Origin of the sequence: Pseudorhizobium marinum, assembly GCF_000705355.1 — a bacterium.
In the GTDB taxonomy this organism is placed as follows: domain Bacteria; phylum Pseudomonadota; class Alphaproteobacteria; order Rhizobiales; family Rhizobiaceae; genus Neorhizobium; species Neorhizobium pelagicum.
Genome location: NZ_JMQK01000003.1, coordinates 159,709 through 172,637 on the forward strand (window position 1 = coordinate 159,709; position 12,929 = coordinate 172,637).

General features: G+C 64.6%; 15 protein-coding genes. 6 read left to right on the forward strand and 9 right to left on the reverse strand.

Annotation, left to right across the window (positions count from 1 at the left end; translation table 11 throughout):
• Positions 1–30 precede the first annotated feature (30 nt).
• The 6 genes from ftsY to EO99_RS0104800 form a co-directional block, all read right to left on the reverse strand.
• Positions 31–1,413 (reverse strand): signal recognition particle-docking protein FtsY, encoded by a 1,383-nt coding sequence (ftsY, locus tag EO99_RS0104775; protein WP_029617504.1) that lies wholly within the window; start codon positions 1,411–1,413, stop codon positions 31–33.
• A gap of 9 nt (positions 1,414–1,422) precedes the next feature.
• Complete coding sequence (gene mtaB / locus EO99_RS0104780; protein WP_029617505.1) at positions 1,423–2,697, reverse strand: tRNA (N(6)-L-threonylcarbamoyladenosine(37)-C(2))-methylthiotransferase MtaB; 1,275 nt, start codon at positions 2,695–2,697, stop codon at positions 1,423–1,425.
• Positions 2,694–3,596, reverse strand: a complete 903-nt coding sequence (gene dapF / locus EO99_RS0104785; protein WP_029617506.1) for a diaminopimelate epimerase — start codon at positions 3,594–3,596, stop codon at positions 2,694–2,696. Before dapF ends, mtaB begins: the two co-directional genes overlap by 4 nt.
• 549 nt (positions 3,597–4,145) lie before the next feature.
• Complete coding sequence (locus EO99_RS0104790; protein WP_051679699.1) at positions 4,146–5,228, reverse strand: MBL fold metallo-hydrolase; 1,083 nt, start codon at positions 5,226–5,228, stop codon at positions 4,146–4,148.
• A gap of 64 nt (positions 5,229–5,292) precedes the next feature.
• Positions 5,293–5,730, reverse strand: coding sequence for a type II toxin-antitoxin system VapC family toxin (locus tag EO99_RS0104795; RefSeq protein WP_029617508.1), 438 nt, complete (start codon positions 5,728–5,730; stop codon positions 5,293–5,295).
• Positions 5,730–5,972, reverse strand: a complete 243-nt coding sequence (locus EO99_RS0104800; protein WP_029617509.1) for a type II toxin-antitoxin system VapB family antitoxin — start codon at positions 5,970–5,972, stop codon at positions 5,730–5,732. The genes EO99_RS0104795 and EO99_RS0104800 overlap by 1 nt, the downstream gene beginning before the upstream one ends.
• Before the next feature lie 309 nt (positions 5,973–6,281).
• Between EO99_RS0104800 and ffh the strand changes: the two genes are divergently transcribed.
• The 5 genes from ffh to trmD all read left to right on the forward strand — a co-directional run bounded on the left by ffh (position 6,282) and on the right by trmD (position 9,987).
• Positions 6,282–7,853, forward strand: coding sequence for a signal recognition particle protein (ffh, locus tag EO99_RS0104805; protein WP_029617510.1), 1,572 nt, complete (start codon positions 6,282–6,284; stop codon positions 7,851–7,853).
• An 8-nt stretch (positions 7,854–7,861) separates the two neighbouring features.
• Entirely contained in the window at positions 7,862–8,179 is a 318-nt protein-coding gene (locus EO99_RS0104810; RefSeq protein ID WP_029617511.1) for a chorismate mutase, read from the forward strand.
• Between the two features lie 38 nt (positions 8,180–8,217).
• Positions 8,218–8,595, forward strand: a complete 378-nt coding sequence (gene rpsP / locus EO99_RS0104815) for a 30S ribosomal protein S16 (RefSeq protein ID WP_029617512.1) — start codon at positions 8,218–8,220, stop codon at positions 8,593–8,595.
• A gap of 116 nt (positions 8,596–8,711) precedes the next feature.
• Complete coding sequence (gene rimM, locus EO99_RS0104820; RefSeq protein WP_029617513.1) at positions 8,712–9,278, forward strand: ribosome maturation factor RimM; 567 nt, start codon at positions 8,712–8,714, stop codon at positions 9,276–9,278.
• 7 nt (positions 9,279–9,285) lie between these two features.
• Positions 9,286–9,987 (forward strand): tRNA (guanosine(37)-N1)-methyltransferase TrmD, encoded by a 702-nt coding sequence (gene trmD / locus EO99_RS0104825; protein ID WP_029617514.1) that lies wholly within the window; start codon positions 9,286–9,288, stop codon positions 9,985–9,987.
• Here trmD and EO99_RS0104830 read toward each other — a convergent pair.
• Positions 9,969–10,715, reverse strand: coding sequence for a sulfite exporter TauE/SafE family protein (locus EO99_RS0104830; protein ID WP_029617515.1), 747 nt, complete (start codon positions 10,713–10,715; stop codon positions 9,969–9,971). The genes trmD and EO99_RS0104830 overlap by 19 nt on opposite strands.
• Positions 10,716–10,999: 284 nt before the next feature.
• Between EO99_RS0104830 and rplS the strand changes: the two genes are divergently transcribed.
• The gene (gene rplS / locus EO99_RS0104835; RefSeq protein ID WP_029617516.1) at positions 11,000–11,557 is read left to right on the forward strand and encodes a 50S ribosomal protein L19; all 558 of its coding nucleotides are present in this window, start codon (positions 11,000–11,002) and stop codon (positions 11,555–11,557) included.
• Between the two features lie 77 nt (positions 11,558–11,634).
• Here the strand turns inward: rplS and EO99_RS0104840 are convergent, their stop codons facing one another.
• Both EO99_RS0104840 and EO99_RS0104845 read right to left on the reverse strand, forming a co-directional pair.
• Positions 11,635–12,270: an NrsF family protein gene (locus tag EO99_RS0104840; RefSeq protein ID WP_029617517.1), complete on the reverse strand. Its 636-nt coding sequence runs from the start codon at positions 12,268–12,270 to the stop codon at positions 11,635–11,637.
• The gene (locus EO99_RS0104845; RefSeq protein ID WP_029617518.1) at positions 12,267–12,824 is read right to left on the reverse strand and encodes a sigma-70 family RNA polymerase sigma factor; all 558 of its coding nucleotides are present in this window, start codon (positions 12,822–12,824) and stop codon (positions 12,267–12,269) included. Before EO99_RS0104845 ends, EO99_RS0104840 begins: the two co-directional genes overlap by 4 nt.
• Positions 12,825–12,929: the final 105 nt, after the last annotated feature.

Consider the following 12,929-nt stretch of genomic DNA (forward strand, 5'->3'; position numbering starts at 1 on the left):
TGGCGGGTGGCAAACCGTGTTTCTGTGGCATCAATGCGTCAGTCCGGCAATGGCCTTGGCGAATTCGTCCGCCTCGAAGGGTTCCAGATCCTCGACACCCTCGCCGACGCCGATGAAATAGACCGGCAGTCTGTGCTTGGCGGCAATGCCGACGAGGATGCCGCCGCGCGCCGTGCCGTCGAGCTTGGTCATGATCAGGCCGCTGACGCCGGCGATGTTGCGGAAGATCTCGACCTGGCTGAGCGCATTCTGGCCGGTGGTCGCGTCCAGCGTCTGCAGCACCGTATGCGGCGCCTCCGGATCGAGCTTGCCGAGCACGCGGACGATCTTTTCGAGCTCCGCCATCAGCTCCGCCTTGTTCTGCAGGCGGCCGGCCGTGTCGATGATCAGCACGTCGGACTTCTTCGCCCGTGCCTGCTCGAAGGCATCATAGGCAAGCCCTGCCGCGTCCGCACCCAGTTTGGTGCCGATGAACTCGGAACCGGTGCGGTCCGCCCAGATCTTCAGCTGCTCGATGGCGGCCGCGCGGAACGTGTCGCCGGCAGCCAGCATGACCTTCAGTCCGGAGCCGGACAGCTTGGCCGCCAGCTTGCCGATCGTCGTCGTCTTGCCGGTGCCGTTGACGCCGACCACGAGGATGACGTGCGGCTTGTGGTTGAGGTCGAGGGCGAGGGGCTTTGCGACCGGCGCCAGCACCTTGCTGATTTCCGCCGCCATGATCCGGGACACATCTTCACCCGTCACGTCCTTGCCATAGCGTTCGGCAGACAGGGCACCGGTGATGCGCATGGCGGTTTCGACGCCGAGATCCGCCTGGATCAACAGATCCTCAAGGTCCTCCAGCGTCTGGTCGTCGAGCTTGCGCTTGGTGAACAGCGCCGTGATCTGGCCGGTCAGCTGCGAGGAGGTGCGGGCAAGCCCGGCCCGCAGCCGCTGGTACCAGGTCATCCTGGGCGCTTCGACCTCCGGCTCCGGGACGGCCTCGACACGGGTCGAGAACCCCTTCGGCAGGACCGGCTCCACCGGCGCCTCAGCGACCGAGGATTCCTCGGTTCCGGCCTCGCTCTCGGCCTCCAGCAGCGACAGCGGCACCATGCCGATTTCGGAAGATGCCTCCACGCCGGCAAGGAATGCGGGAACGTCATCCTCGGGAAGGTCGGCTTGCGGGCCGACGTCCGGGATTACAGCCGCATCTGCGGTGTCGTCGGCCACCGGCCCGCCGGCCGTATCCATCTCCACCGCTGCGACGGGATCAACCGGCGAGACGGGCAGATCCTCCTGGCGCAAATGCGGTTCGCTCTCGGGGCCGATGGCGGCCGCCTCGGCGGGGGCCAGCGCCTCTCCAGGTGTCGGTTCCGCGACGGGCTTGTCCTTGCCGAAGGTGAAGACCTTTTTGATGAAGCCGAGCGCCATGTGGTATCCTTACGCAGCCTGCGCGGTCGCAAGCCGCATTTCGAGATGCCGGCCATTATGGCCGGTAATCGTCACCCGCTTCAGATCGCGGGGCTTGAGCCCCGGCGCCGCCACCAGGGAAAAATTCTCCGTGTGGGCGAAACCGGTGTTCTCCATAAGGATCATCTGTTGCGTTCCGACCATCCGGTCAAGGTGCCGGCTTAAAACAGCCTCGCCGCATGCCCTCAAGCGCGCCGCGCGCTCCTTGACCAGTCGCCTGTCGAGCTGCGGCATGCGGGCAGCCGGAGTGCCGGGCCTCGGGCTATAGGGGAAGACGTGCAGGAAGGAGATGCCGGCCTCTTCCGCGAGCGTCGCGGCATTCTCCGCCATCTCCTCCGTTTCGGTCGGAAAACCGGCGATCATGTCCGCGCCGAAGGTGATGTCGGGCCGCAGACGCCGGGCCTGATCGACGAAGGCAAGCGCATCGGCGCGCGAATGCCGGCGCTTCATCCGCTTCAGGATCAGGTCGTCGCCGTGCTGCAGCGACAGATGCAGATGCGGCATGAAGCGCGGCTCGTCGGCGATCAGGTCCCACAGATGGTCGTCGGCCTCGATGCTGTCGATCGAGGAGAGGCGCAGCCGCAGGATCTCCGGCACCTGCTTCAGGATGGTCTTGGCGAGGACGCCGAGCGAGGGCTGGCCCGGAAGGTCAGTCCCGTAGCTCGTGGCATCGACGCCCGTCAGCACAATCTCGCGGTAGCCGCTCTCCACCAGCCGGCGCGCCTGGTCGACGACCGCCCCCATGGGCACGGAGCGGGAATTGCCGCGGCCATAGGGGATGATGCAGAAGGTGCAGCGGTGATCGCAGCCGTTCTGAACCTGGAGGAAGGCCCGCACATGTCCATCGATATGGCGGACCATCTGCGGCGCGGTCTCCGTGACGCTCATGATGTCGTTGACGCGCAGCTTTTCTTCCGCCGAGACGCCGAAGTCGGGCAGTGCGCGGTAGGAGGTGCGCGTCAGCTTTTCCTCGTTGCCGAGAACCGCATCCACTTCCGCCATCTCGGCGAATGTGGCGCTTTCGGTCTGGGCGGCGCAACCTGTGACGATGATGCGGGCATGCGGCTTGTCGCGCCGCGCCCGGCGGATCGCCTGCCGTGCCTGCCGCACGGCTTCGCCGGTGACGGCGCAGGTGTTGACGAGGATCGCATTGTCGAGCCCCGCCTGTTCCGCCTCGACCCGCATCACTTCCGACTCATAGGTATTGAGCCGGCAACCGAAGGTGATGACGTCGACACCGCTCAATGGACCTGTGCCTCCGGCACGACCTCGCGCGTGAAGCCGCCGGTGCGGGGATCGAGCTTGCCCGACCATTCCCACTCCGCAGGCCCCGTCATCACGACGTGATCATCCGCGCGCCACTCGATCACCAGCGGCTGGCGGATCGGGCTGGAAGCAACGTCGATGGTGACGGTGCGGCCCGTGCGGCCGGTGCGGGCAGCCGACACGGCGGCGGCGCAGGCGGCCGACCCGCAGGCCAGCGTCAGACCGGCGCCGCGTTCCCAGGTGCGGGTGCGCAGCCCTGCGTCGGAGGTCACCTGCGCCAGCGTGATATTGGCCTTTTCCGGAAACATCGGATGGTTTTCCAGAAGCGGGCCGAAGCGCTCCAGATCGAAGCTCATCGGATCGCGGTCGACCCAGAAGACGGCGTGTGGATTGCCCATCGACATCACCGAGGGCGAATGCAGGACGGGCGCATCGATCGGGCCGATCTGCAGCTCGATCCGGCTCGTGTCGAAGAATTCCTCCGCCAGCGGAATGCGGTCCCAGGCAAAGACCGGCTTGCCCATGTCCACCGAGATCGTGCCGTCGTCATGTTCGACCGCATTCAGGATGCCGGCGACGGTCTGGAAGGTGAAGGCCTTGCGGCCCGTCTCGGCGGCCAGCGCCTGGACGACGCAACGGGTGCCGTTGCCGCAGGCCTGGGCCTTCGAGCCGTCGGAGTTCAGGATGTCGATCCAGGCATCGGTGCCTTGCGCCTTCGGATCATGGATCGCCATGATCTGGTCGAATTGCGTGGCAGGATCGTCATTCAGGGCGATCGCCGCTTGAGGCGTTACCGTGTCCGCGCGGCCGCGCATGTCGACGACGAGGATCTTGTTACCAAGCCCGTTCATCTTCGCAAATTCGACCTGATCTGCCATCGCCTTCGATCCCGTTGGGTACCTGCCCATTCGCCGCCGTATATGGCGGAAACCACGGATAATTACCAGAGTGCGGACACGCAGAGCTTCCGCTGCCGAAGCCGGTGCGGTTGGAGATGCGGTCCAAGGAGAGCCCACGCACATGCGAAACCTCTCAAAGTTTGTAAGTGTGGCTCCGCATGTGCGTGGCCTTCGGCGTTCTTTCGGGACTTCCGGTCCCTACAGGCAGTCGTCTCGTCTCGCTGCGTGCGAAACAGTTTCGCACTTGCACGGCTAAACCGAACCGGGCCTGGCGACCCGGGGGAGACTTGATAGGAAGTGGCATCTTGCGACGCCACCGCCATGACTTCCGCCTCCCTGCCTCTCACCGCACGTTACGGCATCGAGACAGGGCGCCGGCTCCCGCCTGCCCGCGAACGTCTCGCGAAACACTCCGGCGGCGGAGGCCGACATATCTTCGCTCCGCTTCGCAAGATGTGAATCTGAACTGCGCTAAGTGGTTGAACTGCTTGGGGCAGGGGTGCAAAAACGGCCTCTCCCGTCGCTACATCAGGTTGTTGCCGCAGGCACCTCGAAAACCTCGCCCGGCCGCATCGGCCGGAAGCGTTCACGCGGCAGGTTGCGCGCATCGAGCGCCGAATGAAGGGCGACCACCGGCTCTTCGATACCCTCGTCGGTCAGCTTGAAGGTGCCCCAGTGGTGGCCGGCCACATGGGCGGCATTGCAGAGCAGCATGCCCTCCACCGCCTCCTCCGGGTTCTGGTGCTGCGCCTTCATGAACCATTGCGGCTCATAGGCGCCGAAGGGTAGGTTGGCGAGGCGGAAGCTGCCGTGCTTCTCGCGCGCGGCGCGATAGTTGATGCCGCTGTGAAAGCCCGTATCGCCGACGTGATAGATCTTGCCGGCCGGCGTCTCGATGACGAAGGCAGCCCAGAGCGCCATGCGACGGTCGCCGAGACCGCGCGCCGACCAGTGGTGGCATGGCTCGCAATGCAGAGTTACGCCGCCCCCGACCTCCAGCCGATCGGCCCAGTCCATGACGTCGATCCGGGCATCAGCGAGACGCGAACGGATGATGTCGTCATTGCCGAGCGGCGTCACGAACTGCGGCTTGTCGCGCCCCTGCAGCACCCAGAGCGTCTCCAGGTCCATGTGGTCGTAGTGATTGTGGGTGACGATGACGATGTCGATCGGCGGCAGGTCGCCCATGGTGATGCCGGGCTGGTTGACGCGCTTCGGCCCGGCAAAGCGGACCGGGCTGGCGCGTTCGTCCCAGACCGGATCGGTCAGGATGTTCAAGCCCGCTGCCTGGATCAGGAAGGAGGCATGGCCGACCATGGTGACTGACATCCGGTCACCGGCGACGCGTTTTTCCGGAACGGCCTGCGGGAAGGGGCTCGGGAAGCTTTCCGGCCAGGCCTTGTTGTTGCCGCCGAGCTTCCAGCGGATCAGGTTGGCGAACCCGCCGGGCTCTTCGCCACCCGGATTGAAGAAGACCTTGCCGTCGAAGTGATCGCTGACGGGTCCGGTGTAATATTTGTTGCCGGCCATGGCACTCCTTGCCGTGACGCCGCCCGCAAGTGCGGCGAGGGCTGCGAGACCGGACCATCTGAGAAAATTGCGACGATTCATGCGGTGTATGTAGCAGGATGCGCGTGCGAAGGGGAGGACCCGTCCTGATGGCAAGGTTACACGATCACGCGATCTCGATGTCGGTCCTGGCGAAGTCGTCGCCGACGAAGAGCAGGGGCGCCTTCAGCGATCTCGCCGCGGCATAAGAGAAGCAGTCGCCGAAGTTGAGCCTGGCGGGGTGGCCCACGAAGCGACCAAAGGTCTTGGCAGCGCCAAGCGCTTCTTGGTGCAGACCGACGGGGAGATTGACTTCAACGGCGTCGACTTGCTCAAGGAAAGCGCGGACAAGATCCTGCGTTTCCTCGATCAGGCTCGCAGGCGTGGTCGAATGCTCGCCATAGATGGAGATCTTCTTCTTGCGAGCCAGAGCAATCACAGCCTCGAAGACGACAGTCGAAGAGTAGTAGACGGGCAATTCTGCGAGGCTGATCCTGCGAAGCAGGGAACTTCCCGCTGCTTCCTGTCCGATGATGGCGACGATCGCTGATGCATCGAGAAACATCAGATTTCCCACATCTCGTCCATGAAAGCCTTTTCGTCGAAGTCCGGATCATTCGGTCCAAGTGCGGCATACCGATCCTGAATTTTCCTCACACGCTCTTCCAGCGTCAATTCCTCCCCCGCACGCTTGAGCTCGTTCTCGAGCGCTACACGCACCGCTTCAGTCTTGGTTTTGGTGCCGAGCCGGTGCATGAGTTCATCAGCGAGCTGGTTCACCTTGGCATCACGGATATAGAGGGACATCGCCTTATCGCCTTCAATGGTGATGAATATTCAATTTAACATGCTCGCATATTCATGCAACCCTCAATGATCCAACCTCGCCTGCCTTGACTCCCGCACCCTTTTCCTGTTTATCCGCCGCATCTGCTGACAAGTGACAAGACTTGGAGCCGCCGACCGGGGCCGATTTTACTGAGCCCGGAGGTCAACACCCGACAGCGCGTGGCGCCCTCGGGTGCTTTTTGGCTTTGCCCGCTCGCGGGCGTCTTGCTTTTGCCGGCGCGGATGACGACGTTTCCGATATCCCCGGAAGCGAAGAAGGAAGAAGCAATGTTCGAAAACCTCCAGGACCGTCTTGGCTCCATCCTGAATGGACTGACCGGCCGTGGCGCGCTGAGCGAGGCGGATGTCTCCGCCGCCCTGCGCGAGGTTCGCCGTGCGCTCCTGGAAGCGGACGTCGCGCTGGAAGTCGTCCGTTCCTTTACCGACCGTGTCCGCGAAAAGGCGGTTGGCGCCGACGTCGTCAAGTCGATCAAGCCCGGCCAGATGGTCGTCAAGATCGTCCATGACGAACTTGTCGAGATGCTGGGCGCCGAAGGCGTCGGCATCGACCTGCATGCGCCCTCGCCGGTCGTCATCATGATGGTCGGCCTGCAGGGCTCGGGCAAGACGACGACGACCGGCAAGATTGCCAAGCGGTTGACCGACCGCGACCGCAAGAAGGTGCTGATGGCGTCGCTCGACACGCGCCGCCCGGCCGCCCAGGAGCAGCTGCGCCAGCTGGGCGCCCAGACCGGCGTCGACACGCTGCCGATCATCGCCGGCCAGTCACCGACAGATATTGCCGCCCGCGCCGTGCAGGCGGCCAAGCTCGGCGGCCACGACGTCGTCATCCTCGACACCGCAGGCCGCACCCATATCGACGAGCCGCTGATGGCCGAAATGGCCGAGATCAAGCGGCGCGCCCATCCGCACGAAATCCTGCTGGTCGCCGATGCGCTGACCGGCCAGGATGCCGTCAACCTCGCCCGCAACTTTGACGAACGCGTCGGCATCACCGGCTTGGTGCTGACCCGCATGGACGGCGACGGCCGCGGCGGTGCGGCGCTGTCGATGCGCGCCGTCACCGGCAAGCCGATCAAGCTGATCGGTACCGGCGAGAAGATGTCGGAGATGGAAGAATTCCATCCCCGCCGGATCGCCGACCGCATTCTCGGCATGGGCGATATCGTTTCGCTGGTCGAGAAGGCGGCGCAGAATATCGACGCCGACAAGGCGCGCGCCATGGCCGAGAAGATGGCCAAGGGCAAGTTCGACCTGAACGACCTCGCCGACCAGCTGCGCCAGATGCAGTCCATGGGTGGCATGGGCGGCATCATGGGAATGATGCCCGGCATGGCCGGCATGAAGGACAAGATGGCCGCAGCGGGCCTCAACGACAAGCTGTTCGGCCGCCAGATCGCCATCATCCAGTCGATGACCAAGGCCGAGCGCGCCAACCCGGATATGCTCAAGCATTCCCGCAAGAAGCGCATCGCCGCCGGCTCCGGCACCGATGCCGCCGAGATCAACAAGCTGCTGAAAATGCACCGCCAGATGGCCGACATGATGAAAGCCATGGGCGGCAAGGGCAAGGGCGGCGGCATGATGAAGCAGATGATGGGCGGCCTTGCCGGCAAGATGGGTTTGGGCGGCATGGGCGGCGGCATGCCGGGAATGGGCGGCATGCCCGATCTCTCCAAGCTCGATCCGAAGCAGCTCGAGGCCCTGCAGAAGCAGGCAGAAGCCGCGGGCTTCAAGCCGGGCTCCATGCCCGGCCTGCCCGGGGGCGGCATGGGCGGGGGTCTTCCGGGCCTCGGCGGCGGCTTCCCGGGCCTGCCCGGCATGCCGAAGAAGAAGTGAGGGGGAGCATGACCGAGAAAGACGTCAAGGAACAGCTGCTGGGCTACCGGCAGTCGATCGACAACATCGACGCGGCACTGCTGCACATGCTGGCGGAACGGTTCCGCTGCACCAAGGAAGTCGGGCTCCTCAAGGCCCGTTACGATTTGCCGCCGGCGGACCCGGCGCGCGAAGAATACCAGATCGAACGCCTCCGCCGCCTGGCGAAGGATGCTCATCTGGACCCGGATTTCGCCGAGAAGTTCCTGAACTTCGTCATCAAGGAAGTCATCCGGCACCATGAAGCAATCGCTGCCGAACACGGCGGCACCAAACAGTCTGCCTGACACCAGGCGGCCCATACAAAGACCCAAGGAGTAAGAAAATGTCCCTGAAGATTCGTCTCGCCCGTGGCGGTTCCAAGAAGCGTCCCTACTACCACGTCGTCATCGCCGACGCCCGCGCCCCGCGCGACGGCCGCTTCCTCGAGAAGGTCGGCCACTGGAACCCGATGCTGCCGAAGGATAACGCGAGCCGCGTCGAACTGAACCTCGAGCGCATCCAGGAATGGATTGCCAAGGGCGCCCAGCCGACGGACCGCGTTCTGCGCTTCCTCGCCGAAGCCGGCGTCGCTCAGCGCGAGACCAAGAACAACCCGGAAAAGGCAAAGCCGGGCAAGAAGGCCCAGGAACGCACCGCCGAGCGCGCCCAGAAGGAAGCAGACGCCAAGGCTGCCGCTTCGGAAGCCGCTGCTGCCGAATAATTGATAATCCGCTTCGGGCGGCGGACGGGCGGCACGGAGACGTGCCGCCCGTTTTGTGTTTTCATTTGGCCGCACTCCCAGTAAAAGCGCCCCTGAATGGTCCAGGACAAGAACGTATGAACAAGCTCCAACATCCGATCCTGATGGCGACGATCGGCGCCGCACAAGGCCTGCGCGGCGAGGTGCGGGTTCGCTCCTACACGGCCGAGCCGATGACGCTCGGCGACTATGGCAAGCTCCACGCCAAGGATGGCCGCGTCTTCGAAATCCTGGAGATCCGCGAGGCCAAGAATGTCGTGGTGGTCCGCTTCCGCGGCGTCAACAGCCGCGAAGACGCCGAGGCGCTGACCGGCCTGGAGCTCTATGTCGAGCGGGAGAACCTGTCGGACGACGAGCTCGACGATGACGAATTCTATTACGCGGACCTCGAGGGTCTCGACGCGGTCGATGAGACCGGCAAGAGCTACGGCACGGTGAGCGGTGTCTACGACTTCGGCGCCGGCGACCTGCTCGAGCTGAAGGGGCCGGGACGCCGTCCCGCCCTCATCCCCTTTTCCGAGGCCGCCGTCCTGGAGATCGATCTCGAAGGCGGACGGATCGTCATCGATCCCCGTGCCGCTGGCCTGATCGAGGATCCGGACGAAAAGACGAGCCGTGGCAAGCCGCCGGAAGGCGAGCGGTAGAGCGCCCGTGACCTTTCGCGCCACGATCCTCACCCTCTACCCGGAGATGTTTCCCGGCCACCTGGGCTTGTCGCTCGCCGGCAAGGCGCTGGAGCGCGGCCAATGGTCGATAGATCCGGTGCAGATTCGGGATTTCGCCAAGGATAAACACCGCACGGTCGACGACACGCCGGCCGGCGGCGGCGCGGGCATGGTGCTGAAGCCGGACATCCTCGCCCGGGCGATCGATCACGTGTCGTCCGACGATCCCCGTCCGCGGCTGCTGATGAGCCCGCGTGGGCGACCGCTGACCCAGAAGCGCGTCCGGGAGCTGGCAGCCGGTGAGGGCGTGGTGATCGTCTGCGGACGCTTCGAGGGCGTCGACCAGCGCGTGATCGATGCGCGCGGGCTCGAGGAGGTCTCGATCGGCGACTACATCCTCTCCGGCGGCGAGCCGGCGGCGCTGACGCTGCTCGACGCGGTCGTGCGCATCCTGCCGGGCGTCATGGGCAATGCGCTCTCAGGCACCCATGAGAGCTTCGAGGAGGGACTTCTGGAGTATCCGCACTACACCCGACCGCAGATATTCGAGGGACGCGACATCCCCGCCGTTTTGACCTCCGGCAACCATGCCGAGATCGACAAGTGGCGGCACCGGCAGGCGCTGGAGCTCACACGCGAGCGGCGGCCGGATCTTCTCGCCGAGGACGATCAGCCGGTGACGAAGTAGTAGATCGTCAGCGCCACGCCGATGGCGACGACGACCAGGCGCATCGCCGTCTGCGGCACGCGTCGTGCCATCCAGACGCCGGCATAGCCGCCGAGCGCGACACCCGGGATCATCACCAGCGCCTGCGGCCAGGCGACGACACCGCCGCCGACGAAGATGACGATCGCGACGGCCGCGATCAGGATCGACAGCAGGTTCTTCAGCGCATTTAGGTGGTGGTAGGTGCCGCCGGAGGTAATCCCCAGCACGGCCAGCATCATGATCCCCATGCCGGCGCCGAAGAAGCCGCCGTAGATGGCGGTAAAGAACTGCGCCACGACGCTGACGGGCGAATTGACCGGCTTGTCGGCCGATGCCTTGGGCTTCAGCCACGGTCCGGCGGCGAAGATGGCGGTTGCCGCCGCCAGCAGCCAGGGAACGATGGCGCGGAAGGACGGATTGTCCAGCGACAGGAGCAGCAGCGAGCCTCCCAGCGCACCGATGACCGAGACTACAGAGAGTGCCACGGCGCTGCGCCAGCTTTTGGCGATCTCGTCGCGATAGGCGAAGGTGGAGGTGATGTAGCCTGGGAACTGCGTGATCGAGGAGGTTGCATTGGCGGTGATCGGCGGAATGCCGGCCAGTGTCAGGGCGCCGAAGGTCAGGAAGGTGCCGCCGCCGGCAATGGCGTTCACCGCGCCCGCGAAAAAGGCAGCAACGAACAGCAGCAGCATGGTGACAATGGTCATGGTATGATCTTCCCCGGCAATGACGCTGACGACATAGCCGCCCGCGTCTGCGACTGCAAGGACTGCGACCGCGCCACCGGTACGGCAACTATTTCCGGCGCAACGGGATGACAAAGCCGTTTCTTTGGTGTAATGGCCCACGCGGACATGGGGTTTTCCCCTCGACCAGCAAGCAAAGAATGGTGAACCCGCTCTTGGCCCGAAAGGGTCAACTCCCGAAGCATTGACCAAGGGATGACGACCGAGCGCTCTGGCTGTTTCAGAAAAACATAGAGGTTTGACCTATGAACATCATTCAGGAATTGGAAGCCGAACAGGCCGCCAAGATCGAAGCCCAGCGCAAGCTGCCGGAATTCTCTGCCGGCGACACCGTCCGCGTCAACGTTCGCGTCCGCGAAGGCACCCGTACCCGCGTGCAGGCCTATGAAGGCGTCTGCATCGCCCGCTCCGGCGGCGGCATCAACGAGAGCTTCACGGTTCGCAAGATCTCCTACGGCGAAGGCGTCGAGCGCGTATTCCCGGTCTATTCGCCGCTCGTCGAAGGCGTCGAAATCGTCCGCCGCGGTAAGGTTCGCCGCGCCAAGCTTTACTACCTGCGCGATCGTCGCGGCAAGTCGGCTCGTATCGTCGAAGACACGGGCACCCGCGCCCGCAAGCTGAACGACGCCGAGCGCGCCGCCGCTGCGGAAGAAAAGGCCCGCATCGAGGCTGAAAAGGTTGCAGCAGCTCAGGCGCTTGCCGCCGAGAAGGCAGCAGCCGAAGCCGAAGAAGCAAAGGCAGCGGAAGCTGCTGCTGCCCAGGCAGCGGAAGACGCAAAGGCTGCAGAGACCTCTGCAGAATAAGCGTTTCATCAGATTGCAGAAAAGGCGGCCTCCGGGCCGCCTTTTTTATTGCCGTGGCCGCAATACCGTTCGGCCGGCTACCAGGTCAGCCAACGCTTTCCGGCAAGATAGCCGGCGCCGGTGACGATACCGATCGCCAGCGTGTACCAGAGGGCCACGAAGAGCGGGCTGTCGTCGGTGCAGTTGGAGGCATAGAAGGCCGCTGCAAGCCCGCCCGCCGCCAACCCGGCCACCGCGCCGGCTCTGCCCGGATGTTGCGGAGCGCCCTGGCGCAGGGCGAGGATGAATGCCGAAAGCGGGCCGATCGACAAAAGCGGGATCAGCGACAGGCACTCGTGCGCATTGCGCCCGATCATCTGCGCGCCCCACCTGGCAGAGGGGACCGCCGCAAGCTCTGCGACCACGGCCCCCACCAGCAGCAGCGGCACCAGCACGAGCGTGACGGCCGGCCATTGAAGCCGGGCACCCGGCCGCCCGATTTGCACCATCAGGTTGGAGGCGGCCAGGAACAGCGCCAGGGTCACCACGAGCTTGAAGATGAATCGGAGGCTCTCCAGCGCCGCGTAGATGTCGGGCCGAAACCCCATCGCTGCGAAGAAGAACAGGCCTGCAAGCAGGACACCTGCGAGAAGGGCAACCGCCAGTGCCTGGCCGAAGCGGAAGCGGACCGCCGAATCCTGGGACAGCAGGTTGATGAGTTCGTCGGTCTTCACGTCATTGGCTCCCGATAGGTCAGCGATAGCGCCTTCAACGCCCGGTGCAGTGCCACGCGGACCGCCCCCTCGGTCATATTGACCCGGCCTGCCGTCTCGCGAACGCTGCTGCCTTCCACCGAGATCGCCTGGACGATCGTCCGCTGGGGTTCCTTCAGTGTCTTCAGGATCCGGTCCACATCGAGCCGTTCCTGCGCCTGCGCCTGCTCGTCGACCTGCAGCACGGCGATCACGTCATCCAGCGGCACGTCGATATGACGGCCGCGCCGGCGCAGGCTGTCGATCAGCTTGTTGCGGATGATGGTCGAGATCCAGGGTGCGATGGGGCGCGATGAATCCCAGGTGCCACGTTTGAGGTGGATGGACAGCAAAACCTCCTGCACGATGTCTTCGGCCTCACTGGCGGGCGCACCGAACTGGGCGCAGCGCCGGCGTGCCATGGTGCGCAGGTGCGGCGCAACGGACGAGAGGAAGCGGTGATACGCATGCGTGTCACCACCGATCGCCGCCCGCATCCACGCGGACCACTGCTCTTCACGCGCCAGATCTTTCATTCGGATAGTCCTACGCCGCCGCCGAACCGATCGTTACACGCGCCTGCGGTTTTTCTTGTCGAGGCGTTTCGAGCAACCATCTCCACGATAGAGCATATGGCGGTA